Raw genomic sequence first — 23,674 nt, forward strand, 5'->3', positions numbered from 1 at the left:
CCCTTTGGAGAAATGCCGTATTTTTCATGTGCATCTCTTTGTAGAAGCTTACTTCAATCGGTACTGCGTCTCTTCCGGTTCATCTTCTTTGAACGCGACGCCTTCCACTTTCACATTAACTTCAACCACTTGCAGTCCGGTCATATTCTCGACGGATTCGCGAACATTGAGCTGCAGCTGGCGGCACACCTCTTGAATCGGAATGCCGTAATGAACGATAATGCGCAGATCGATCGCCGCTTCCACTTGACCGACTTCGACCGATACACCTTTTTGTACGTTTTTACCGCTGAGCCGTTTGGCAAGTCCTTCTGAGATGCCGCCTGACATTGCCGCTATGCCTGGCGTCTCGAGTGCCGCAAGTCCCGCTATGGTTGCAACTACGTCGTCTGAAATACGGATAATGCCGGTTTGAAGGTCTTCGGTCATGTCATCCACTCCTCAATTTGCCATATATGCTTATTGTAATAGAACGGAGTGCGCGAAGCAAGAATACCCAAGCTGTTGAATGACCGCGGAATCCTTCTTTTTAAATAAAAAAAAGCAGCCTCCTTTGAAAAGAGACTACCCTTGCGCTTTGCGATCCAAAGCTTCATATAAAACGGCCAAATTGCGTTCCAATCGGCTGACGATGTCTTTCCCCGCCGATTCCGAGAGCAAGCCCGCACGTACCGCAAAATCAACCTCGCGCGAAAAGCCGTACATTTGTGTGTCCAAAACCTCTTCATACAGCGGACATTGACGCGTCGTCAAATTCTCCATCTGTACTTCAATCAACTTCTCTATCTTACTCGCGTCCTCTTGAAGAAGTCGAAGCGCTCGCTCTTGCAATAGATCGGTGATTTCCGGTGCAGACATTCTTCTCCCCCCTGTGCGCGTAACCGCCATCTTCCTATCCCTTTTATATTAGACGAAAAAAAAGGAATACACAAGGACAAAACTGAAAAGCGCTCCTTCCCGGCGGGAAGAAGCGCTTATTGAATCTTCTTATTATTCAGAAATAACATTTACGTTCAGGTTATGCTTCGCGAATACTTCGGACATCTTCTTCTTCGCTTCTTCCGCATCCGGGCCATGTACATGCAGCTCATAGGAGTGGCCGCCAACCAGTGTCGTGAACAGTCCAAGGATACTCTTAACATCGATATATTTGTTATCTGCTTGAAGTACGATAGACGAAGTAAATTGGCTTGCCGCTTGGGAAATTTCAACAATTGCTGCGTTATTGGACATGGGGAATCCCTCCAGATAAATTAGTAAAGCTTTCCTGTCATCATGATAACCCGAAACCTAACATCGTTCAAGAGGTTTGGAGAAAAAAACGCTTCATTTGTAATTATTTCAAGTGATCGGGGTTTAGCCCCTCTAGCTCCGGAAGCACGAATATACCATCTTTACGAATGAGCACGTCGTCGAAATAGATTTCTCCGCCGCCGTATTCCGGCCGCTGGATCAGCACCAAGTCCCAGTGAACGGCGGAACGGTTGCCGTTGTCGGTGTCTTCATACGCTTGACCCGGCGTAAAATGCAGGCTGCCTGCAATTTTTTCATCAAATAAAATGTCGTTCATAGGGTGCAAGATATACGGGTTAAATCCGATTGCGAATTCGCCGATGTATCTCGCGCCTTCGTCCGTATCTAAAATTTCGTTCAAGCGCTCCGTATCGTTGCTTTCCGCTTTTACAATCTTGCCGTTCTCGAACGTTAAGGCGATGTTCTGGAAAGTCACGCCGGAATATACGCTTGGCGCATTGTAGGTGATTGTGCCGTTAACCGAATCGCGCACCGGCGCGGAGAATACTTCGCCGTCGGGGATGTTGCGGTGGCCGCAGCATTTTTTGGACCCGATGCCTTTGATGGAGAACGTGATGTCCGTTCCCGGCGAGACGATTCGCACTTTGTCCGTACGATCCATCAGCGCTTTAAGCGGATCCATCGCGCGCTCCATCTTGGCGTAATCCAAATTGCAAACATCGAAATAAAAATCTTCGAACGCTTCCGTGCTCATATTCGCAAGCTGAGCCATAGACGGCGTCGGGTAACGGAGAACTACCCATTTTGTTTTTTTCACGCGCTGCTCGCTATGTACGGGATTGCTGTACAGCCTCTCATAGAGCCGCATTTTATCTTTGGGCACATCCGACAGCTCATTGACGTTATCTCCCGATCTTACGCCGATGTAGCCGTGCATCTGCTTCATTCTTTCCAAATCTAGCGAAGCCCACAATTCGATTTGCTCCTGAGTCGCATGCATAAGCATCGTACGGAGAACGGAACGGTCGCTCGTTTCCACAAACGGACGTCCTCCGCGATTCGCAACTTCTTCGATTAAACATTTTACGAGTTCTTTTTCTTCGCCGATCATATTGATCAGGACGTTTTCGCCCGGCTGTACATCAATCGAATACTGCACCAGGTTTTGCGCCAGCTTTTTCAGTCTTGGATCACGCATCGTGAATCTTCTCCTTCTGTCTTATGATTCTAAGTGGTTAGCATGATTTGCCTATGCTTTCCCATCGTATCATGAATGTAAGCAGTTTGCACTTATTGGACAGGCACAGAGGCGCCGTCAAATGCTTCAAAGCGCACCGTGGTTTGTCTATTCTCCCTAATCGGCCGGTTTTTTCGGGTATAATCAAATAATGTGCGTTCCTCCATCTTGAGCGGGAGCATTCTCTGCCTGTCGATTGTAATGTCGTATTCGGTCACGACGTTTAGAGTGCTCAGCATATCATCCAATTCCTTATTGGCCTGCGCGAGAAGCTCCATGCGCTTCGTCATGCTCGGGTGATTCCCCTGCTCGATTCCGCCCGTTAACTGCTCCATTTCGCGGCGAAGCGCACTTGACCAACGTTTTTTGGAGGCAGCCTCTTTCTCCTTGACCCGAATCGCAATGATCTCTTTATTGCTTGCTTCGCCCTCATTCAGCGGCAGCATTTCGACCGTTTCATAGGATTGATTTAACGCTTTCAACACCTCTACCGGATTCCAATAAAGAGGATCCTGATGCTCCGATTGAATCGTCAGTTGATGATGATTGACAACGTTTCCCTCGAACATTTTCGGCCGCAGCATGACCCCTTCTCCCATTCCGATTTGCATCGAGCCTGCAAAGGAATATTGATCCATCGCCGCCAGTCCCGAATAAGACAAACTAAGCCATTCCTCCGGCGATCGATTCGGCGCAGCTCCTGTGCAGCCCATCATAACAGCCAACCCTGCCATGGTGAGGGTAAGCTTCACGGCATGGCGTATACCGCGCATGTTTATTCCCTCCTCAAATGTTTTGCGAAGCCATACGAACTTGAAAAGCCTATGCCTCTATCGTCTCTATTCGCAACAGGGTTTATACTGCCAATCCGTTATTTAAACAAAAAAAGGCGCCCCTGGCGGGCGCCTTCGTCAGCTTTAGTGTTCACCTACGATAATGCAGTTTCGGCCTTTGTTTTTCGCCTCGTAGAGGGCCATATCCGCGCGATAGAATAACGATTCCACGCTGATTTTGTCATTGTCGAACGTCCACTCGGAAACGCCGCAGGAGACAGTGACCGAGGGATCCGTTTCATCCGCCACCTGTTTGCGGATCCGCTCCGCGATACGAAGCGCTTGCTCCGTCCGGATGCCCGGCAAATAAATCGCCAGCTCTTCGCCGCCCCATCTTGCCGCGATATCTCCATGCCTAATAGATGAAGAGATAATTTGGCTCACTTGAATTAGAATCCGGTCGCCCACTTGGTGTCCGTACGTGTCGTTAATGCGTTTGAAGAAATCAATATCAACTAAAATAAGGGATCCGAACAAATCCTTCCTTTGCCTGCTCTGAATTTGTTCGTCCAGATAATGCCTTGCGTGCAGCCCCGTCAAATTATCGGTAATCACCATTCGGCGCACTTCCGCGTGCAGCGAAGCATTCGTAACAGCAAGACCAATATGAGTGCTCATGACTTGAAGCAGTTTGTAGTTCTCGTAGGAGAAAAAATTCGGAATTTTATGCGTAACCAGAATAACCCCGACTACCTCGCCATCCCCGAAAATCGGCGCTGCAATCAGAGATCTCGAGCCCGTATTGTCCATCAGCTTGGACGTCACAACCCGAGTGTTCCAATAATCGGATATAATGAGCGGCTCCTTCGTCCGGTAGATGATGCCGCAGAAACCGTATTCCGGAGAAAATTGCTCGCTTGCCATATCGGGAATGTTGCTGGATTTTACGACAAAATGATTAGTGGACTTATCGAGCTGAAGCACGCAGCAATAGTCTGCTTCGAAAATCGAAAGCAGCTCCTTCGTCGCGAATTTGAATATCTCTTTCAACCGCAGCGACTGATTCAACCGTTTCGTCATTTCATTAATAAGCCGAAGCTCGTTAATTAATAGATTCGACTGCTCGTACAGCTTCGCGTTTTCGAACGCTGTGCCCGCCGTGCCGGCTATCAGCAGAAAAGCGGGAATATCGGATTCATCCCATTTCTCGCGACAGATCGTAATGCAAAGCACGCCGTATGCGGCTTGCTTCCCCGTCATCGGCACAGCGAGACGGATCTGGCCGTCGCGGTCATGCTCCGTAGCAGGCTTGCCGTCCAAAAAGGCTTGCGCCACGATGTCATGCGCCGTATTTTTGAATACGAGCGGCTTGATCCGCGGATCTCCTTCGACATAATCCTGAGAAAGATAGAGATGAACCTCGGAGCTAGGATAAAGGCTTGCCAGGCTTCGCAGCATCTCCTCCAAAATCGAGGTGACGTCGGTCTGGTCGTACAGCCGCCTTGCTGCAAGGAACAGCGCGTCCCTGCGGCTCGCTTCCCTATCCGCGCGCTGCTGCGTTATAATTAGATCCTTCACATACATCTGCTCGAAAGCGCGATAGAAGCAGCTTCTGAAATGGAGCGCTGCCGCTTCTAGCTCTTGCCTGTTCGAGACGCTGCTTATCGCTGTGATATAGACGAATACTGCGAATATGATATGATCGGAACGGCGGCGAACAGGAACGGCGATCGCTTCAAAGCGTTCGGAGCTGTACTTGCTGAACGCATCGTTCTCGACGGCTGACAGCGCAGCCGAACGAGCCGCCTGGCCGATTTCATCGTCATCACGAAGGCTTTCACGACCTGTCGCTCCGCAGCAAGCCGCGTCTTTCGTATAAATGCCGTAATGTCCCGTGCAAAAAGAGTCCAGCCCGCCTGCCTCACGAGACCATAAAGCAAATCCTTCTTCCAACAGCGCCGGGAGGTAAGGCTCGTCCGCATCATGAATATCTTCATTGGCAAACCATATGGGATGTTCCGCCTTCCATTCATTAACCATGCAGCATCAAACCCTTTCCTATCTTTCGCAAGGGACAACATTTGTTTCTATTATCATACTTTATTTTTAAGGATTTTGCACTAGCGTTCATCCATTTTATAGGACTTTAGACGCTTTTTGAGCAATTTGCATCCAGATGCTGTATTCGCGAGCATTTTTCTTGACTTTTCGTCTGTAACTCCTATAATATTAATTGTTGAAAACATGGGCGTACGGTTTTGTGTCACCCTCAGGATAACGTTCACTGTCAGGCCAGCGGCTGAAGTGCTTGACAGAGATGTTGATTCATCTGCAGAGCGTTTTTCCGCGCAATACAACCCCATTCTCAAAATAACATTTGATGAAGGAGTTTATACGACACATGGCACGTTATACAGGACCTAAATTTAAATTGAGCCGCCGCCTGGGCATTTCCTTGAGCGGAACTGGCAAAGACTTGAAGCGCCCTTTCCCTCCGGGACAGCACGGCCCTAACCAACGCAGAAAGCTGAGCGGCTACGGCGTTCAATTGCAAGAGAAGCAAAAGCTTCGTCACATGTACGGTTTGAACGAGAAGCAATTCCGCAACCTGTACGACAGAGCTGCTAAAATGAAAGGTAAAGCCGGCGAGAACTTTATGGCTCTGCTTGAAAGCCGCCTGGACAACCTCGTTTACCGTCTTGCATTCGCGAACTCCCGCGCTGGCGCTCGTCAGCTGGTTGCGCATGGTCACGTGACTGTAAACGGCAAGAAAGTCGACATCGCTTCTTACACAGTAGCTGTTGGCGACGTAATCGGTCTGCGCGAGCGCAGCCGCGGTCTGAAATCCATTAAGGAAGCGCTGGAAGGCCGTCATCACCTTCCGAACTACCTGGAATTCAGCGAGCAAGCAATGGAAGGCAAGTACGTTCGCCTGCCTGACCGTTCCGAGCTCAGCCAAGAGATCGACGAAAGACAAATCGTCGAATTCTACAGCCGTTAATCCGCTTAACGGCAAAAGCCTTGAACCGTATGGTTCAAGGCTTTTTTCTTTCCTCTCATTCGCCTGGTTGAATAGCCGTTATCTTCTCGTTGCCCGCGTTGATTGAGGGAAGCTCGGAAGCCTTGACATGCGGCGCGACCGCTTTGCTTGTTAAACCTTTGACGAGCGCGTTCACATCGATTCCGGAAACGCTTTTCAGCATTTCAGGAGCCGTGGCCATTAAGGATGTCACATAATTGCTAAGTCTTGCCGCTCCCTCACCGTTCCCGGTGTCAACGACCGTCAACTTGTCGATAGAGCTGATCGGCTCGGCTACCTTGCCCGCAAGCTCAGGCAGCATCTTGACAATAATATCGAGAACGGCCGCTTCTCCGAACTTGGAGAAGGCTTCTGCCAGCTTCTCTTTCGCTTCCGCTTCAGCGAGACCGCGCAAACGGATGACCTCGGCTTCTGCCGTACCTTTGGCGCGTTCGGCTTCGGCTACAGCAAGACCTTCAAGCCGCTTCTGCGAAGCTTGCGCCTTCGCTTCGGCCTCGATGCGGTATTGCAGCGCATCCGCCTCGCGCAGACGTTTCGCCTTGTCGGCTTCCGCCGCCTGCTCGACGGCATAGCGGTCCGCGTCGGCCTTTTTCTTCACCTCCGCGTCATACTGCTTCTCGCGGCGGAGAATTTCCTTCGCTTCCAGATCGATTTCACGTTCCTTGCGCACGAGCTCGACCTTCATTTGCTCCTCCACGACGCTTTGCTTTGCTCTAGCTTCTTGAATGGCATACGCCTGATCGGCTTCGGCTTTGGCCGTGTCCTGATCCCGCTTGAAGGAGGCTACCTTCATTTCTTTATCCTTCTCCGCTTCGGCGATATTCGTATCACGCAGCAGCTCGGCCTTCATCCCCGCCTCAGCGGCAAGGGCCTTCTGGATTCTCGCATCCCGCACCGCTTCCGCTTCCGCGATTTCGGCATCTCGTTTCACCGCTGCGATACGAGGCTTACCTAAGGCGTCCAAATAACCGTGTTTGTCGCGCAAATCCTTAATCGTGAAGGAAACGATTTGCAGACCCATTTTCTTAAGGTCCTTAGCCGCTACGCCTTGTACCTCCTGGGCGAACTTATCCCGGTTCCGGTAAACCTCTTCGACCGTCATCGTACCCAAGATAGCACGCAGGTGACCTTCCAGCACTTCCTGGGCTTCGCCCTTGAGCGCTTCCGTCGGCTTGCCGAGGAATTGCTCCGCTGCCGTCGCGACGTCTTCTACCGCGCCGCCGATCTTAATAATTGCGACACCGTCCGCCATCACCGGCACGCCCTGCTCGGTGTATACTTCCGGCGTCGAAACGTCGAGCTTATGCGACAGCAGCGATAGAAACTCCGCCTTCTGGAATACGGGAAGGATAAACGCGCCGCCGCCTCGAATAATTTTCACTTTCCGGCCGGACTCGTCAACCATCGTATTCCGGCTGCCTAAGAACGAGCCCGTGACCAGCATCGCCTCGTCGGGGCTGACAGTTTTGTAGCGCGCCCAGAAGGCGAGCCCCAGTACAACCAGCACGCCAACCACAATCAATGGAACCATCAATACTTCTTGCATTCTCATTTCTCCTCTCTACATGTCTAAGTTAACCTCTGAAACATACAGGACGCCTTCCCGGACCTCAACGACCACGACTCGGGACCCAGACGGAATCGCCTTCTCCTCGTAGCTGGCGGCAATCTGGTTTGTATTCCCCGCGCCGACCTTCACCAACACCTCGCCGCAGCCCTGCTCCGGTATCGGGACGATGACTTCGCCTAGCGAACCGGCGAGCGAGCCAAGCGTAAAGGCGATCGAATTTTCACTGTTTTCCATCGGCCGTACGTATAAGAAGAAAACAGCTACCGCTCCCGCTATGGCGATCAGCAACGCAAGCAGCGCGATTATCGTCCAGGACAACCCGCTGTAGCGTTCCAACAAAAGTCCCGCTCCGCCGAAAATGGTAATCCCGCCTACAAGCGTCATCGGCTGCAGAAAGGAAGGGCCGTCAAGCGACAGGAAATCAAACATGCCGTCAAGCGCTTGACTGATCCAGTCTCCAAAAATAACGCTGACAATCGCGTACAAAACTCCGCCGATCAGACATGTCATATAAACCGTCTCCATTTTCCTCCTCCTCTCTTTTCAGCCATATCCTGTATACCAACACGAAAGGTTATACGCCAATTTTCGCAAAACGTTCCGAAAACTCAAGCCATTCTCGAATCCTTTATGCGTGCAGAACATTTTTTAGCCATTTTGCGTCTAGAATGAAAGACCTATTCTTTCTCGAATCCCCCTGAAGTCAGGACACATGTACCACTCGGGGTTTTATGCTATAATATAAATGCTATTTTGGAGGAGGAGTTATAGGATGCAAGAGGAGCAACAACCGTCGTCATCAAAAACCTACAGCAAATGGCGATTATTCGGACTGATATCATTAATAACGTTGAAATGGATGGTTTATTTCGGCATATTTTTTGGACTGTTGGCAGGAGGAGCGGTTACCGGTTACGTTGCCGCGCTGGTGAAGGATGAGGAGATTAGGCCTCAAACCGTTATCCAGAACAAAGTCGGAGAATATTCCGAGACGGGCTACGTTTATTTCAAGGACGACTCCCTCGTTGGCCAGCTCCGGACCGATGAAGACCGGATTGTCGTTACATACGAAGAAATTCCGGAATCCGTCATTAACGCGCTGCTTGCGACGGAAGATAATAATTTCTTCGAGCATGAAGGCGTTGACATCAACGGTCTTGGCCGCGCGGTCAAGCAAAAGCTTTTCAATGAAGATACGCAAACGGGCGGAAGCACGCTGACTCAGCAGCTCGCGCGGCGCGTATTCCTCAGCTTGGACCGGACGGATAGCCGTAAAATCAAGGAAATATTCCTTTCCCTTCGGATGGAACGCTATTTGACGAAGGAAGAGATACTGGCGGCGTATTTGAATAAAATGCCGTTCGGCAACGGCTCTAACGGGTATCAAGTATTCGGCATTAAAGCGGCCGCCAAAGGCATTTTCGGCATTACGGACCTAAGCAAGCTAAATATCGCGCAGTCCGCTTACCTCGCCGGGTTGCCGCAGCTGCCTTCGTTGTACAACGCATTTAACGGTTCCGGCGACTTCAACGAGGACGGCTTCGAACGCGCGATGAAGCGCCAGCAATTCGTGCTAAGCCGTATGCTGGATACAGGACGCATCACGCAGCAGGAATATGATGAAGCGGTCAAATTCGATATTCGCTCATCCCTCGCTCCGCCAAGCGAAAAGGCGTATACGACATACCCCTATCTGATGCTGGAGGCCGAACGCCAAGCAGCGGAAGTGCTGCTGATGCAGGAGGATCCGACGCTGACGAAAGCCGATCTGCGGAAGAAAGAAAATGCGCCTCTCATTGAAGAAGCGCGTGAGCAGCTGCTTCGCGGCGGCTATCACGTCTACACGACGATCGACAAAGACGTATACACGATTATGCGGGAAATTGCCAGCAACGAAGAAAACTTCACGCCTTACAGCGAGGAGAAGGGTTTGGAGCAAATTGCGGGCGTTATGATCGATCATAAGACGGGCGCGATCATCGGCATGCTGGAAGGCCGGGACTTCTACGAGGAGCAGATGAACTTCGCCACCCAAATGATCCGTCAGCCAGGCTCTACGATGAAGACGATCGCGGCATACCTGCCTGCGATTGAGAAAGGGATCATCCAGCCGGCGAGCATTGTCGACGATGCCCCTATCGTGATGAAGGACGGACAGAAGGGCTTTCATATCCCGATGAACGTGACGAACAAATTTATGGGTCTCGTAACGGCCCGCGAAGCATTGAACCGCTCATTGAACCTTCCGGCGTTAAAGATCTTTAATGACGACGTAACGATCGACGCGGCTTGGGAATTTGTAAGAAGTCTCGGCATTACGACGTTGCAGCCGGAGGATTCATATGCGCAAACCGGCGTTATCGGCGGCTTAAGCGTCGGCGTATCGGTCGAGGAGTTAACCAACGCATACGGCACAATCCCGAATCAAGGTGTATTCGAAGACGCCTATATGATCGAGAAGATTACCGATGCGAACGGCAAAGTGATTTATGAGCACAAAAGCCAGCCAAAACGCGTTTTCTCTGAGCAGACGGCGTTCTTGATGACGGATATGCTGCGAACCGTCATCTCCGATCCGAACGGTTCCGGACATAGCGTAGCGAAGCAATTCAACCAATACGGTAAAATTCCGGTAGCAGGCAAAACCGGTACTACGCAAAGCTACGGCGACGTATGGTTCATGGGCTTCACGCCTGATGTGACGCTAGGCGTGTGGGCGGGCTACGAGGAGCAGATCAACTCCTTGTCCAATAACGGACGGACGCGGGCGCGCTCCATCTGGACGCTTATTATGAACAGGCTGACGGAAGAAAAGCCTGAACTGTTCGTAACGGATGCTTTCGCCCAGCCGGAAGGCGTCGTGAAAGCGACCGTATCCAAAGCAAGCGGCCTGCTTCCTTCGGATCTTACGAAATCGGCCGGCATGCTTGTAACGGACTGGTTCAATAAGGATTACATTCCGAAGAAGACGGACGATGCCTTGGTCAACATGCGATATGTAACCTACGAAGGCATCAACTACGTGCCGAATCCGCAAACGCCGGAGGATATGACGAAAGAGAAGCTTGTCATAAAACGCAAAAAGCCTCTTGATGTGTTGATGGATGAAATCAAAGCAGCGCAGTCTAAGCTGCCCGCGGACAAAAGAAGACCGCTCAGTATATATGTGCCTGCAGACGCAAAGAACGACGCGCCGTCCAAGACAGACCCGCGCGTCGATGACGGAGCATTGCCGGCGCCGCCGAATGATGTGAAGCTTGCCGCTACTCCGAACGGAGATGTGACGATTACCTTTACAGACAGCAAATCGCCTGATATCGTCGGGTACCGCTTGTATAAATCGGTGAATCAAGGCGCTTATGTCAAGTTCGGCGAGTCCATCCACTTCGGTGACGAATATAAGTTCAGCTTCAAAGCGGCCGCTAATGAAGCCGCGTCCTATTATGTCGCCGCTGTTGATGTCATCGGCCAAGAGTCTCCGCAAAGCGCGCTTGTCAACTATGGCAATCCTTCCACGCTTCCAGGATTGCCAGGTATGCCGGGACAGCCTGGCGGCGGATCAGGCGACGGTCAGGGCAATCAAAACGGCAGCAGCGAAGGCAGCGCGACTGCGACACCGTCCGCGCCTACAGGGCTGCAAGCCGAAAGCACCGTCATCAGTGTGCTGCTCAGCTGGGCGGCTAACCCGGTATCGGATCAAGTTACGCAGTACCATGTTTACTACAGCGCTGCCAACGACGGCAACTATGAGAAGATCGCGACGACTTCGCAAACGAGCTACGAGCATTTGGCTCCAATGGCAAAGGGCAGCTATCAAGTAACGGCCGAGAATAGCGTCGGCGTGTCCTTGCCTTCCGAAGTAATCACAGTCGAATAAAGGCAACAAAAATAAGCTTATCCGAAATAATTTCGGGTAAGCTTCTTTGTTTACCAAAAGGGAAAGCCGTCATGGTCCATTCGATGAACACATGACGGCTAACACTCAGTTAGTCTTCGATTGTGGAAAGGTCACCTGTCGGCAGGTTAAGCTCCCATGCCTTCAGCACCCTTCTCATGATCTTGCCGCTGCGCGTTTTCGGCAGCTTATCTTTGAACTCGATTTCTCTTGGGGCAGCATGCGCAGACAAGCCGACCTTCACGAATTGAGCGATTTCCGTTTTCAGCTCCTCCGACGGCTCGAAGCCCTCGCGGAGCGCGATAAACGCTTTAATAATTTCGCCCCGCATTGGGTCCGGCTTGCCGATAACCCCCGCTTCCGCTACTGCAGGATGTTCAACGAGCTTGCTCTCCACCTCGAACGGTCCGACGCGCTCTCCGGCGGTGTTAATCACATCGTCGATACGGCCTTGGAACCAGAAATACCCGTCTTCGTCCATATAAGCGGAGTCTCCCGACACATACCAGCCCTGCAAACGGAAGTACTCCTCATATTTAGCAGGGTTGTTCCAAATTTTGCGCATCATCGACGGCCACGGCACGCGTACGGCTAGATTGCCCATCCGGTACGGAGGAACCTCGTTCCCGTTATCGTCGATTATTGCAGCTTGGACGCCTGGAATCGGCTTGCCCATCGAGCCGGGCTTGATGTCCATGCTAGGGTAATTACAGATAAGCTGCCCGCCCGTCTCTGTCATCCACCAGGTATCGTGAATGCGCTGGTTGTAAACCTTCATTCCCCATCTTACAACCTCCGGATTTAGCGGTTCGCCTACGCTAAGCACATGGCGCAGACTGGACAGGTCGAATTGCTTCGTCAAATCGTCGCCGGCCCCCATCAGCATGCGGAAGGCGGTAGGCGCGCTGTACCATACGGTAACGCCATACTTCTGGATGACAGAATACCAATCGCTCGGACTGAAACGGCCGCCGCGCACAACGTTCGTCGCGCCGTTGAGCCATGGCGCAAAAATACCGTACGACGTGCCCGTAACCCAGCCCGGGTCGGCCGTACACCAGTAAATATCGTCTTCCTTCAAATCGAGGACGATCTGCCCGGTATACTTATGCTGAATCATCGCGTTCTGCGCATGGAAAACGCCCTTTGGTTTTCCAGTCGAACCCGATGTATAATGTAAAATAAGTCCGTCTTCCCGATCGAGCCATTCGATTTCCGCTTCTTCCGAAGCTTGGCTCACCTCTTCCTTGTAATTGACGATTCCTTCCTCGTTAGAAACGTTATCGCCGAAAACGATAATATGCTTGAGCGCAGGAAGCTCGTCACGCTTGATCCGGTGCAGCAGCGCCGGCGTTGTTACGATAGCGACAGCCTCGCTGTCCTGCAGCCGGTCCTTAACCGCAGTTTCCATAAACGCCTCAAACAGCGGGCCGACCACCGCTCCGATCTTCAGCGTCCCAAGAACGCTTACATAAAGCTCGGGAGTGCGTGGCATAAAGATGAAGACGCGTTCGCCCTTCCCGATTCCGAGCTTACGGAGCACATTGGCGAAACGGTTCGACTGCTTGCTGAGCTGCTCGAATGTATACGATTCATCCCGTTCACTGTCACTGTAGTGTAGCGCGATTTTATTACCTTTCCCTAGCTCGAGATGGCGATCGATGGCTTCATAAGCCATATTCACCTTCCCCGTCTCATACCAGCTGAATTGCTGCTCGACTTGCTCCCATGAATGGGATGCCGCCGCTTCTTCGTAATTTTTCAAATTCGGATTTGCCGCTGTTGCCGGTACTCGCTCTTGATGCAAGTTGATCATACTATCACTCTCCCATCAAATCTGTAAAACCTGGTTTAGGTATGCGCTTTCAATTCATCTCTATCATTATAACACAACCCTTTTCCATTCGACTACGCTTTTCATTTTTTTGATTATTTGTTATAAAGAATAGGAAGAATCAATCATTTTATAGCAAGAATCGATCATCTTTAAAAATAATTCCGACAGCTTTGACGAAAGGAGCATATGAATGGAGCACCGCAAACGGATGCAGCGAGACGTGATGCTCACGCGCGACAATCGCGAGATCGTGCTGGAAGGTCCTGTCCCCCCCGATCAACTGGCAGCTTATACGATGCACCCTAAGCTGGACGCCTTCAGGCGCCCGGCGGACCAGCACGAGGCCCTCATCGAGATCGCCGGACTGGAAGAAGGACGTATTATTATCGCCCGCGAGGAGGAGCAAATCGTCGGTTATGTCACCTTCCATTATCCGGATGAAATGGAACGGTGGTCCGAAGGCGGAATGAAGGATTTAATCGAGCTTGGCGCGATCGAAGTAGCGAATGAATACCGCTCCTACGGACTTGGCAAACGGCTTATCGCGCTTGCCTTCGCGGAAGAACAGCTCGAGAACATGATCGTCTATACGACGGAATATTATTGGCACTGGGATCTCGACGGAACCGGGCTGAGCATATGGGATTACCGCAAGATGATGGAGCAGCTGATGAAATCGGCGGGCATGATCTGGTACGCAACGGACGATCCGGAAATCTGCTCGCACCCCGCTAATTGCTTAATGGTGCGTATCGGCAAGGAAGTGCCGCTCTCTTCGATCGAGAAGTTTGATACGGTGCGATTCCGCAATCGATTCATGTATTAAGCCGCACACATTTCAGGGAAAGGAAATGAAAGCCGAATGGTATCTAACGCACTATTCATCCATCATTCCGATTCAACCGGCTATAAATTTCATGACGACCATCCATTCGATCCTATACGGCAGACGCTTACGATAGATTTGTTGAAGGAAGCCGGCGCGCTAGCGGACGATGATATCCTATCACCCGATTATATACTTGATGAAGCTGTTATTCATCTGGTACATCGCGCCGATTACGTGCAAGCGGTGAAGCAACTGGATGATGAAGATGACCCGCGGAGGAAAGCCGTACTTGCGGAGCAATTCGGACTTCAAACGGAGGATACGCCTTTTTTTGCAGGCCTTCATAAAGCGGCCTCCGCCATCGCCACAGGCTCATTAGAGGCGGCGGAAGCTGTGATGAGCGGGAAGGCGCTGCACGCGTTCCATTTGGCAGGCGGCCTGCATCACGCGTTTCCTGACCGCGCCTCCGGGTTCTGCGTTTACAACGACGCTTCTATCGCGATCAAGCATATCCGGCAAAAATATGGCGCCCGCGTATTGTATGTAGATACGGATGTTCATCATGGCGACGGCGTTCAATGGTCATTCTATGACGACCCTGACGTCTGTACGTATTCGATCCACGAAACCGGCAAATACCTGTTTCCTGGCACCGGCTTCGCATTCGAAAAAGGGGTAGACAAAGGCTATGGAGCATGCTTCAACATGCCGCTTGAGCCATTTACGGAAGACGATTCGTGGCTGGAAAGCTTTAATGTGACCATTCGCAGAGTCATTGACTCCTTTAAGCCGGATGTAATCATCAGCCAACATGGCTGCGATGCCCATGCGTTTGACCCGCTGTCGCATATTCATTGCAGTATGCGGATTTATCAAGAAATTCCCGCGATTCTGCATGAACTCGCGCATGCTTATACCGGCGGGCGGTGGATTGCGCTCGGCGGCGGCGGCTACGATATTTGGCGGGTTGTCCCGCGGGCTTGGTCGCTGATTTGGCTCGAAATGACGGATCATCCGCTTGCCGCTGCCATCAGGGACAATAAGCGTTCTCCTCTTCCGCGGGCGTGGCGCGAGCGCTGGCAAGCCCAAAGCGATGCCCCGCTTCCCGAGAATTGGCAGGACGACTTATCGGCCATCCCTGTTATTCCAAGGCGCGGCATCATTACGGAACAAAACCGTCTGACGCAGGCGATTGTTATCCAGGACTTATAACCGGTTACCGATCACATTGCACCACCTAAGCAAAAAAAGCTGCCGCTTGCATTGATACAAGCGGCAGCTTTTTTTGAGGTTCGAACTACATATGCTTAACAATTTCATCAATAATACGAAATGAGTTAGTCGAAGCTTCGACCGTAAATTCGGCAAAGTTCACATGCGCGGAGCCGTCCGCCTTGTCCGACATGGACCGGATCACAACAAACGGAATGTTGTTCATGTCGCATACTTGCGCCACTGCCGCGCCTTCCATTTCCGCGCAAGCGCCGCCAAGCGTCTGATGCAGCATTTCAACGGTCTCTCGGCTTGCAATAAATTGGTCGCCCGATAAGACTTTCCCCTTCAGGCTGCGGCCAGGGAACAGCCTCTCGCTTGCCTCGAATGCAAGCTGAACCAGCTGACTATCCGCTTGAAAGTCGGAGTTCGGATGGAAGGGTATGACGCCTTTGGCAAAGCCGAGCGGCGTCACGTCCATATCATGCTGCACGCAGCTTGTCGATACGACAATATCGCCGATATTGAGGCTTGGATCCAGTGCGCCTGCTACGCCAGTGAACAAAACGCAAGACGCGCCTGCATCGAGCAGCAGCTGTGTGCATACCGCCGCATTCACTTTCCCTACTCCGGATTTGCAGAAAATAACCGTTTTCCCATGAAAGGTTCCTTCATAATAGGTGATGCCGGCCTTCGTAAACTCGGACGCTACCTCGACTTGCTTATGCAGGAGCTCAATCTCTTCGGCCATCGCGCCGATGATGCCAATCTTCGAATAAGCCATTATGCTTGAACGCCTCCAACGGACTGGCGAACAACGATCTCATGCGGCAATAAAACCTTGGATTGTTCGACATTCTCTTTCTTCATCAGCTTCGTAAGAAGGCGCATCGAAACGGCTCCGATATCGTACATCGGCTGAGCTACTGCCGTTAGCTGAGGTCTAACCATCGAAGCCATGCGGCTGTTGTCTACGCTGATCACGGAAAAATCGCCAGGCACGGTTAGGCCGGAGTCTTGAATACAATGAATCGCGCCGATCGCCATTTCGTCGGTCGCCGAAAAAACGGCGGTCGGACGCTCCGGCAGCTCGATAAAATACTTCATCGCTTCTACTCCGGATTCATAACGGTAGTTGCCTATACGAACCAAAGTATCGTCATATGTAATACCCGCTTGCTCAAGCGCGCGTTTGTAGCCTTGGAATCTCGCAAAGCCGTTGGCCGGATCCTGAAGCGTGCCGCTGATCATGGCGATACGGCGATGACCTTGCGAAATGAGCTTCATGACCGCATCATAAGCGGCTTCCTCATGATTAATGTCGACCGAAGGGATTTGATCATTCTCGTCGCTGGTCGCGCAAAGAACGATAGGCACATTGGCTGTACGGAACGCGACCAGATGATCCTCCGTTACCGCGCCGCCCATAAAGAGCAAGCCGTCCACCTGCTTCTCCAGAAGCGTATTGATGACTCGAATCTCTTTATCCTTCTTCTTGTCGGCATTACAAAGAATAATATTATAATGATACATATTGGCGATATCTTCGATGCCGCGCGCTACTTCCGCAAAAATAGCATTGGAAATATCCGGGATAACGACGCCAACTGTCGTCGTTTTCTTACTTGCTAAGCCGCGAGCGACCGCATTAGGACGGTAGCCCAAACGTTCAATCGCCTCATAAACCTTCTTTCTTGTTGCCGGTTTCACGTTCGGGTTGTTGTTAACGACCCGGGAAACCGTAGCCATGGATACACCTGCTTCTCTTGCTACATCATAAATGGTTACCGTCACGGATTCTCTCTCCATTTGCTCAGAATTTTTCTTTCATTCGTACGCCGCATATTAACGTTAATAATACGACAAAATATTACTTTCCGCAATGTTCACGCCTATCGGCCGCAGAAAACGGATGCGAAAAATCCTGATGACTGTAACGATAACGAAAGCTAGACGGACTGCTTACAATGGTCAATATCGCCGCTCCTATGAAGAAAAGCAATAATAGAGGGCGTTATGTATGCAAGGTTCGTCTGCTGATCTGATTTAGTCGCTTATTAATATCCGCGATCCAAGCTTCATCGTTCAGCGATTGCGCAAGCAAATACAAATCAAGCAGCATGTTCACGCGCTGCTCGATAAGCGCTTCCACCTCATGCGCCTCGGGCTGCTGTTTATTTGCTTTTGCTTCTACTAACAAATCTGCCCATTCATTGCATTCGTTAAACAAAAAACTTCCCTTGTGAGGATCTGCGCCTAGCTTGGCGATCAATCCGGTCAAGTCGGGCTTCACTTCAGGTATGACTTCGCTTCTGCTGCAGGATGTACATGAAAAGATCGGCACGTTATCGATCTCCACTTTTCCCGAATAAATGACCGTACGCAGCTTCATTGTCATCATATCACCGCAAGTGCATTTTTTCCGCAAGAGGGTCAACTCCTTCTCATAACGGCGGGGAAGCCGCTATCATTCCTACCAAGTCACTTTTTGATTGCTAAAATTATTCGACCTTTTTTGGCAAAAATCCTGCTCATGCGGGTTTGTAATTTTTACTACACACTAAAAAAATACGATTAAGCCGTCCATCTTCTCCACTTTTTCCGAACAAATGGAATGGAAATCATGATCGTCCAAATGGCGGCTCCGATCATATCATTGCGCACATCCATCATATCCATCATCCGGCCGCCTACATAAGATTGATGAATTTCATCCGTTACACCGTAAATGCCGCACAGCAAAATAAGCACAAGCTTCATGACAAATCGGTCAGCCCTCGCGCCAAAGCCGTAATCGAACGCTGCGGCAAGCAGGAAATAGGCGATGAAATGCCCCCAGTTAAAATCAGTCATGCCGGGAAACAGCTTTTGAAATAAAGGAAGGACGGTGTTCAGCTCGTCGCCAGTACGCGAGGATAAGGCAAAAATAACGGCCATCCATACGATGGCGGGGATAAAGCGGATGATGCGAAGCTTATCTGTTGCTTGTTTTCCGTTTCTAGTACCCATTTGCTTCATGTATACTCCTTCGTTACAATATGAATGTATATTTTTTCACGGATTTCATAGGATGGAGGGGAACGTCATGACACTGCAGAATCAGACGGTTGTCTGCCTGCTGGATGATGAATTTGAAGATTTGGAACTATGGTATCCCGTCTATCGCACGCGGGAGGCAGGCGCAACGGTATTGTTCGCCGCGCCGGAGAAGGGCAAGACCTATATCGGCAAATACGGCGTTCCGGCTGTAGCCGATCTTTCCTACGAAGAGGTAAGCAGCGAAACGATTCATGGCCTGCTTGTGCCGGGCGGCTGGGCCCCGGATAAAATCAGGCGTTATCCGAAGGTGCTTCAGCTCGTTCGGGAGATGAACGATGCGGGCAAGCCGATCGGACAAATCTGCCATGCCGGCTGGGTGCTGATCTCCGCCAAGATCCTTTCGGGGCGCAAGGTGACCAGCACGCCTGGCATCCGTGACGATATGGAGAACGCGGGCGCGATCTGGTTCGACGAACCGGTTGTCGTCGACGGCAATCTCATTTCAGCGCGCAGACCGCCGGATTTGCCGCCTTATGCAAAAGCATTTGTAGACGCATTAGAACAGCGAATGGGTTAACCATTCGCTGTTCTCGTGTCTAACGCATTTTTAAAGGCCTCTAGCTTTTCAATCACTTGCGCGCTCGTCCGGCAGGCCTTCAGCTCCTGCAGCAGCAATCGACTCTCCTTCTGGTGCGTGCCAAGCAGACGTTCCTTCACCAGCAGGATCGAATGCGCCGACATGCTGATTTCATCCACATCGAGCCCAAGCCAAATGGGCAGCGCGCGCAAGTCGCCAGCCAGCTCTCCACAGACGCCAACTGTTATCCCGTATTTTTTTGCCGCCTCCACCGTTTGGATCAGCATGCGCATCAATGCGGGATGGAAAGGGTCGTATAGATGCGAAATCTCCTCATTCATCCGATCCACAGCAAGCGTAAATTGCACCAAGTCATTTGTTCCGATGCTGAAGAAATCAACCTCCTGCGCCAGCAGATCCGCGATCATGACGGCTGCGGGCACTTCGATCATGATGCCGACCTTAATTCCTCTGTCGTACGGAATCCCCTCGCGCTCTAGCTCCTCCATCGCTTCCTTCAAAACCGCATTAGCGGCCTGCACTTCGTTAACCGATGAGATAAGCGGATACATGAGCTTGACCTGCCCGAACACGCTTGCCCTTAATATGGCGCGCAGCTGCGTTTTGAACAAATCCTTTCGATCCAGCGATATGCGGATGGCCCGGTACCCGAGAAACGGATTGTCCTCCTCCGGCAGCTCGAAATAATCCAGCTGCTTATCGCCGCCGATATCCAGCGTGCGAATAACAAGCGGTTCCCCGGACAGCTTCTCCGCTACGCTGCGGTATACTTCGTACTGCTCCTCTTCCTTCGGGAACCGGTTCCGATCCATATACAGAAATTCGGTCCGGAACAGCCCCACGCCGTTCGCGCCGCTCGCCAGCGCAATTTCCAGCTCCTTGATCGAGCTGATATTCGCCTCAAGACGCAGAGCCTTCCCGTCCGGTGTGACGGAAAGCCGGTCCGCAATATGCTGGAGCTTCTTCTTTTCCTCTGCCAGCTTGTCATGCAGGTCGTTATACCGCTTAATCACCGCTTCGTCCGGATCGATAAACACATGACCGGCACCGCCGTCCACAACAATCGTTTGGCCGGTAATAATCGGCTCCTTCAATTTCGGCTCGACACCGACAACAAGCGGAATGCCAAGCGCTCTTGCCATGATGGAGGAATGAGACGTCGTGCTCCCGGCCAGCGTTACGATGCCAAGCACATGCTCGGGATTGATATGGGCAAGCTGCGAAGGCGACAGCTCCTTCGCGATAAGGATAAAAGGCTGTGTATCCGACGGCAGCGTGACCTCCGGGACGCCGAGCAAATGCTTCAGCAAGCGGTTGCCGACATCCTTGATATCAAGTGCCCGCTCCTTCATGTAGTCATCGTCGAGCAGGTCAAACATCGTGACGAAATGATCGATCGCTTCCTTCACCGCGACTTCGGCAGCTTTGTACTGGCGCTGAATAATCCCTTGAATCTCATTCATGAAGACAGGGTCGTCCAGAATCGCAATATGCGCGTCGAAAATATGCGTCTCCTCCGAACCGACAACTTCGCGCAGCTCATCTTTTATCTGTTCGATCTCATGCTTGGAAGTGCGGATGCCTTCGTATACTCTTTCGAATTCGCGCGCGAAGTCCGACACGTCTATTTTTTGATCGGGTACCTCCCACTCCCAATTCGGCAGCACAAAAGCCTTTCCGATCGCGATGCCTGACGAGGCGCCTATCCCTTGAATCATGATGTTTCCCCTCCACCATTGCTCTCTTTAAGTACGACTGACATAACCGATGACTGTCCTTTCTTCACCGCTTTGAACGGCGCGTAACGCCAGGAATGGACCCGATCGGAATTGGTGATGACCATTGGCGTTGCTAACGACTTGCTTTCCTTTCGCACCTTCTGAAGGTTAAACCGGATAAGCAGCATGCCAGGCGTCACGTCATCGCCTTCTTTCACGAATGCCTGGAAATACTGCTTCCCGGCTAAACGAGAAGTATCGATACCGATATGCAGCAGCACCTCAAGCCCTTCCGGGGTTTTGATGCCGATGGCGTGCATAGTCGGATAGATGTGAATAACTTTACCTTGTACAGGCGACACAAGCTCGCCTCTGTCCGGGATGAAGGCAACGCCTTGGCCGACCAGCTTGCCGGCGAAGATGGGATCCGGCACTTCCTCTAGCGGTATCATACGTCCTTGCATCGGCGAGTGGAACAGCACCTGCTGCTGATCGCGGTGAATCGCTTTAAGCATTTCTTCCCGGATGAGTTCGGAGAACGTGCCGAATACAACCTGCACATGCCCGCCGCCAAGCCGGATGACGCCAGCCGCGCCTAAATTGCGCAGCGCGTTAATGTCCAGCGCTTTCTCATTCGAAACCTTCAAACGCAGACGGGTAATGCAGGATTCCATCTGCACGATATTTTGTTTGCCGCCGATCGCTTGCAGGATGAGAGGCGCCCGGTAAGGGATGTCGCCCGCCCATTCATCCAGCTGCGAGCCTTCCTCGCGTCCGGGTGTCGGGATTTGAAACCTGCGGATCGCCCATCTGAACAAGAAGTAATAGACGATGCCCGTCACAATGCCGATCGGGATCAGCAGCCAGCCTCTCGTCGCCAGATGCTCATTAATGACAAAATCGATGGCCCCAGCCGAAAAAGAGAAGCCGTGCAAGATGCCAAGCTCGTAGGTCACCCACATGATGATGCCGCTTAGCAGCGCATGTACGACGTACAAATATGGCGCAACGAATAAAAACGCAAATTCTACAGGCTCTGTAACGCCAGTAAGGAACGATGCCAGCGCCGCGTATAAAAATGTTTTTTGAATTTTGGGCTTCAAATCTTCCCGCGCTTCATGGATAATCGCGAACGCGATCGCAGGCAGCGCAAACATCATCGTGGGATACAAGCCCGCCATAAAGCTTCCTGCCGTCGGATCGCCTGCGAAGAACCGCGGCAGATCGCCATACACCACATGGCCTGACTCCGTCTCATAGCCCCCGACTTGAAACCAGAACACGTGGCTCACCAAATGGTGAAGGCCGAATACGGTTAGAATACGGTGAATAAATCCGTATAGAAAGACGCCGAAGCCGCCTGTGGATGCAACCGTATCGCCCAGCTCCAGGAGCAACGCTTGCAGCTCAGGCGCTATATTTACCATACCTATGGCGAATAACAGCGAAATAAAGCTTACAAATAAAGGGACAAATCGCGGCCCGCCAAAAAATTGTATGTATTCGGGCAGCTTCAAATCCTTAAATCGTTCATGGCTGAAACCGGATATAATGCCGATTACAGCACCGATTAGAACGGTGGGCTCGATCTCGGGAACGGAAGAACGAATAATGCCGGTATAAATAATCATGCCCACCAGCGCCGCCATACCCGCCGCCAGGGCATTTCCGGTTAACCCCAATGCGACGCCGAGCGCAAAAATAAACGGTAAATACGTAAAAATCGTGTCGCTGGCCGCCCGCAAATAATCGGACATGCCGGGTAAGCCGAGCACATCCCACGGCAGCTGGCTTAAGCTTAAAAACAACGCCGCGCCGGGCAGCACAATCATAGGCAGCATAAAGGCTCTGCCTAACTGCTGCAAATTTCCTATAAATGACATGGCAGACCTCCATCGATGTTCGACCGAAATTGAAAGCGCCGCGAAAGCGCTGTCTCGCAGTTTGTCTAATACGATGTTAAGCTCTCGTCTTCTATTTGTCAAAATAAAAGACGGGCCGATCGGCCCGCCCTCGTTGATGATTCTTTTCGGTTCAGACGTTTCCGCGATTAACGGAAGCTCGTAGTGGAGTTGTTCGCTTGGTATCCCAGTTGGGCAATAACCGGACCATCTTGCTGGTAGGCATTTGTCGCCTTATACACAGGGTTTTGCTGTGTAAAGGACTGAACTTGGGACGGACCAAAGCCTTGCGATGCGTTGCTTTGGAAACCGCCGGCAAAGCCAGCATTGCCGAAAGAGTTAAAGCCCGCAGTCGATTGGAACTGTTGGCCGATTTGGTTTTGGCTAGCGTCGCGGCCGGCTTGGAAGCCAACGCGGGAGATTACCGGACCAAAATCGCCGAACGCTGTCGCTGGGGAGCTCGCCTGGCTTTGTACCTGCTGACCCGACGTGAAAGCTTGGTTCGTAAAGGATTGGAATGCCGGTGTTTGTTGTTGGAAACCAAATTGTTGATTATTTTGGGAACCAATACCGCCGACGATCGATTGCGTTTGGCGGCCGAAAGTCGGTTGGCTCAATTGACCTTGGTAATGAGATTGTACAAAGCCGGAAGGTTGGAATTGAGATTGGTTCTGGAATTGGTTTTGGAAGCCTTGCTGCCCGCCCTGGAATTGCGAAAATTGGTTCACGTCATGTCCTCCTCGATTAATAAGCGTAAGTCTTCAAAGAACA

The 23,674-nt window shown here is 51.5% G+C and carries 21 protein-coding genes; 5 read left to right on the forward strand and 16 right to left on the reverse strand.

Translation table 11 applies throughout. The features are described from left to right. Nucleotides 1-48: 48 nt before the first annotated feature. The 6 genes from D3P08_RS22015 to D3P08_RS22040 all read right to left on the reverse strand — a co-directional run bounded on the left by D3P08_RS22015 (nt 49) and on the right by D3P08_RS22040 (nt 5,304). Nucleotides 49-429 carry an Asp23/Gls24 family envelope stress response protein gene (locus D3P08_RS22015; protein WP_119602280.1) on the reverse strand — a complete coding sequence of 127 codons (381 nt, stop codon included), beginning with the start codon at nt 427-429 and terminating at the stop codon, nt 49-51. Nucleotides 430-564: 135 nt separating this feature from the next. After that, the gene (locus D3P08_RS22020) at nt 565-858 is read right to left on the reverse strand and encodes an Fpa/YlaN family protein (RefSeq protein WP_119602281.1); all 294 of its coding nucleotides are present in this window, start codon (nt 856-858) and stop codon (nt 565-567) included. A gap of 132 nt (nt 859-990) precedes the next feature. Next, nucleotides 991-1,233, reverse strand: a complete 243-nt coding sequence (locus tag D3P08_RS22025) for an HPr family phosphocarrier protein (RefSeq protein WP_119602282.1) — start codon at nt 1,231-1,233, stop codon at nt 991-993. 103 nt (nt 1,234-1,336) lie between these two features. Beyond that, nucleotides 1,337-2,452, reverse strand: coding sequence for an aminopeptidase (locus D3P08_RS22030; RefSeq protein ID WP_119602283.1), 1,116 nt, complete (start codon nt 2,450-2,452; stop codon nt 1,337-1,339). A gap of 92 nt (nt 2,453-2,544) precedes the next feature. Beyond that, the gene (locus D3P08_RS22035; RefSeq protein WP_119602284.1) at nt 2,545-3,264 is read right to left on the reverse strand and encodes a hypothetical protein; all 720 of its coding nucleotides are present in this window, start codon (nt 3,262-3,264) and stop codon (nt 2,545-2,547) included. 144 nt (nt 3,265-3,408) lie between these two features. After that, nucleotides 3,409-5,304 (reverse strand): sensor domain-containing diguanylate cyclase, encoded by a 1,896-nt coding sequence (locus tag D3P08_RS22040; RefSeq protein WP_119602285.1) that lies wholly within the window; start codon nt 5,302-5,304, stop codon nt 3,409-3,411. Nucleotides 5,305-5,665: 361 nt separating this feature from the next. Here D3P08_RS22040 and rpsD point away from each other — a divergent pair, with 361 nt between their 5' ends. Beyond that, nucleotides 5,666-6,265: a 30S ribosomal protein S4 gene (rpsD, locus tag D3P08_RS22045; protein ID WP_119602286.1), complete on the forward strand. Its 600-nt coding sequence runs from the start codon at nt 5,666-5,668 to the stop codon at nt 6,263-6,265. Nucleotides 6,266-6,320: 55 nt separating this feature from the next. On the opposite strand, the gene D3P08_RS22050 is transcribed toward rpsD, so the two are convergent. Beyond that, nucleotides 6,321-7,850, reverse strand: coding sequence for a flotillin family protein (locus D3P08_RS22050; protein ID WP_240647706.1), 1,530 nt, complete (start codon nt 7,848-7,850; stop codon nt 6,321-6,323). 15 nt (nt 7,851-7,865) lie between these two features. Beyond that, nucleotides 7,866-8,399: an NfeD family membrane protein gene (locus tag D3P08_RS22055; RefSeq protein WP_119602287.1), complete on the reverse strand. Its 534-nt coding sequence runs from the start codon at nt 8,397-8,399 to the stop codon at nt 7,866-7,868. A 247-nt stretch (nt 8,400-8,646) separates the two neighbouring features. On the opposite strand from D3P08_RS22055, the gene D3P08_RS22060 reads away from it, so the two are divergent. After that, nucleotides 8,647-11,751 carry a transglycosylase domain-containing protein gene (locus D3P08_RS22060; protein WP_119602288.1) on the forward strand — a complete coding sequence of 1,035 codons (3,105 nt, stop codon included), beginning with the start codon at nt 8,647-8,649 and terminating at the stop codon, nt 11,749-11,751. Between the two features lie 109 nt (nt 11,752-11,860). Here D3P08_RS22060 and acsA read toward each other — a convergent pair whose 3' ends face one another. Further along, a complete protein-coding gene (gene acsA, locus D3P08_RS22065) occupies nt 11,861-13,585 on the reverse strand; it encodes an acetate--CoA ligase (RefSeq protein WP_119602289.1) in 1,725 nt (574 codons plus the stop codon). 211 nt (nt 13,586-13,796) lie between these two features. Here acsA and D3P08_RS22070 point away from each other — a divergent pair, with 211 nt between their 5' ends. Beyond that, nucleotides 13,797-14,432 carry a GNAT family N-acetyltransferase gene (locus tag D3P08_RS22070; protein ID WP_119602290.1) on the forward strand — a complete coding sequence of 212 codons (636 nt, stop codon included), beginning with the start codon at nt 13,797-13,799 and terminating at the stop codon, nt 14,430-14,432. A 36-nt stretch (nt 14,433-14,468) separates the two neighbouring features. Beyond that, nucleotides 14,469-15,647 (forward strand): acetoin utilization protein AcuC, encoded by a 1,179-nt coding sequence (locus D3P08_RS22075; protein ID WP_119602291.1) that lies wholly within the window; start codon nt 14,469-14,471, stop codon nt 15,645-15,647. An 85-nt stretch (nt 15,648-15,732) separates the two neighbouring features. Here the strand turns inward: D3P08_RS22075 and D3P08_RS22080 are convergent, their stop codons facing one another. The 4 genes from D3P08_RS22080 to D3P08_RS22095 all read right to left on the reverse strand — a co-directional run bounded on the left by D3P08_RS22080 (nt 15,733) and on the right by D3P08_RS22095 (nt 18,665). Next, a complete protein-coding gene (locus tag D3P08_RS22080) occupies nt 15,733-16,431 on the reverse strand; it encodes a 5'-methylthioadenosine/adenosylhomocysteine nucleosidase (protein ID WP_119602292.1) in 699 nt (232 codons plus the stop codon). Beyond that, complete coding sequence (gene ccpA, locus D3P08_RS22085) at nt 16,431-17,441, reverse strand: catabolite control protein A (RefSeq protein ID WP_119602293.1); 1,011 nt, start codon at nt 17,439-17,441, stop codon at nt 16,431-16,433. The genes D3P08_RS22080 and ccpA overlap by 1 nt, the downstream gene beginning before the upstream one ends. Before the next feature lie 220 nt (nt 17,442-17,661). Next, entirely contained in the window at nt 17,662-18,075 is a 414-nt protein-coding gene (locus D3P08_RS22090) for a hypothetical protein (RefSeq protein WP_119602294.1), read from the reverse strand. Between the two features lie 146 nt (nt 18,076-18,221). Further along, nucleotides 18,222-18,665, reverse strand: a complete 444-nt coding sequence (locus tag D3P08_RS22095; protein WP_240647707.1) for a VanZ family protein — start codon at nt 18,663-18,665, stop codon at nt 18,222-18,224. A 67-nt stretch (nt 18,666-18,732) separates the two neighbouring features. Here D3P08_RS22095 and D3P08_RS22100 point away from each other — a divergent pair, with 67 nt between their 5' ends. Beyond that, entirely contained in the window at nt 18,733-19,263 is a 531-nt protein-coding gene (locus D3P08_RS22100) for a type 1 glutamine amidotransferase domain-containing protein (RefSeq protein ID WP_119602295.1), read from the forward strand. Here the strand turns inward: D3P08_RS22100 and ptsP are convergent. The 3 genes from ptsP to D3P08_RS22115 form a co-directional block, all read right to left on the reverse strand. Further along, nucleotides 19,260-21,002 (reverse strand): phosphoenolpyruvate--protein phosphotransferase, encoded by a 1,743-nt coding sequence (gene ptsP / locus D3P08_RS22105; protein ID WP_119602296.1) that lies wholly within the window; start codon nt 21,000-21,002, stop codon nt 19,260-19,262. The genes D3P08_RS22100 and ptsP overlap by 4 nt on opposite strands. Continuing rightward, nucleotides 20,999-22,885, reverse strand: a complete 1,887-nt coding sequence (locus D3P08_RS22110) for a glucose PTS transporter subunit IIA (protein ID WP_119602297.1) — start codon at nt 22,883-22,885, stop codon at nt 20,999-21,001. Before D3P08_RS22110 ends, ptsP begins: the two co-directional genes overlap by 4 nt. A gap of 167 nt (nt 22,886-23,052) precedes the next feature. Further along, a complete protein-coding gene (locus D3P08_RS22115; RefSeq protein WP_119602298.1) occupies nt 23,053-23,631 on the reverse strand; it encodes a hypothetical protein in 579 nt (192 codons plus the stop codon). Nucleotides 23,632-23,674: the final 43 nt, after the last annotated feature.

Source organism: Paenibacillus nanensis (assembly GCF_003583765.1).
Classification (GTDB): Bacteria; Bacillota; Bacilli; order Paenibacillales; family Paenibacillaceae; genus Pristimantibacillus; species Pristimantibacillus nanensis.

Coding starts and splice junctions, on each gene's coding strand:
- D3P08_RS22100 (WP_119602295.1), top strand. CDS start 18,733: ATGACACTGCAGAATCAGACGGTTGTCTGCCTGCTGGATGATGAATTT.
- D3P08_RS22080 (WP_119602292.1), bottom strand. CDS start 16,431: ATGGCTTATTCGAAGATTGGCATCATCGGCGCGATGGCCGAAGAGATT.
- D3P08_RS22055 (WP_119602287.1), bottom strand. CDS start 8,399: ATGGAGACGGTTTATATGACATGTCTGATCGGCGGAGTTTTGTACGCG.
- D3P08_RS22075 (WP_119602291.1), top strand. CDS start 14,469: ATGGTATCTAACGCACTATTCATCCATCATTCCGATTCAACCGGCTAT.
- D3P08_RS22035 (WP_119602284.1), bottom strand. CDS start 3,264: ATGCGCGGTATACGCCATGCCGTGAAGCTTACCCTCACCATGGCAGGG.
- D3P08_RS22095 (WP_240647707.1), bottom strand. CDS start 18,665: ATGAAGCAAATGGGTACTAGAAACGGAAAACAAGCAACAGATAAGCTT.
- D3P08_RS22050 (WP_240647706.1), bottom strand. CDS start 7,850: ATGCAAGAAGTATTGATGGTTCCATTGATTGTGGTTGGCGTGCTGGTT.
- D3P08_RS22070 (WP_119602290.1), top strand. CDS start 13,797: ATGGAGCACCGCAAACGGATGCAGCGAGACGTGATGCTCACGCGCGAC.
- D3P08_RS22060 (WP_119602288.1), top strand. CDS start 8,647: ATGCAAGAGGAGCAACAACCGTCGTCATCAAAAACCTACAGCAAATGG.
- D3P08_RS22015 (WP_119602280.1), bottom strand. CDS start 429: ATGACCGAAGACCTTCAAACCGGCATTATCCGTATTTCAGACGACGTA.
- rpsD (WP_119602286.1), top strand. CDS start 5,666: ATGGCACGTTATACAGGACCTAAATTTAAATTGAGCCGCCGCCTGGGC.
- D3P08_RS22040 (WP_119602285.1), bottom strand. CDS start 5,304: ATGGTTAATGAATGGAAGGCGGAACATCCCATATGGTTTGCCAATGAA.
- D3P08_RS22030 (WP_119602283.1), bottom strand. CDS start 2,452: ATGCGTGATCCAAGACTGAAAAAGCTGGCGCAAAACCTGGTGCAGTAT.
- ptsP (WP_119602296.1), bottom strand. CDS start 21,002: ATGATTCAAGGGATAGGCGCCTCGTCAGGCATCGCGATCGGAAAGGCT.
- D3P08_RS22025 (WP_119602282.1), bottom strand. CDS start 1,233: ATGTCCAATAACGCAGCAATTGTTGAAATTTCCCAAGCGGCAAGCCAA.
- acsA (WP_119602289.1), bottom strand. CDS start 13,585: ATGATCAACTTGCATCAAGAGCGAGTACCGGCAACAGCGGCAAATCCG.
- D3P08_RS22020 (WP_119602281.1), bottom strand. CDS start 858: ATGTCTGCACCGGAAATCACCGATCTATTGCAAGAGCGAGCGCTTCGA.
- D3P08_RS22110 (WP_119602297.1), bottom strand. CDS start 22,885: ATGTCATTTATAGGAAATTTGCAGCAGTTAGGCAGAGCCTTTATGCTG.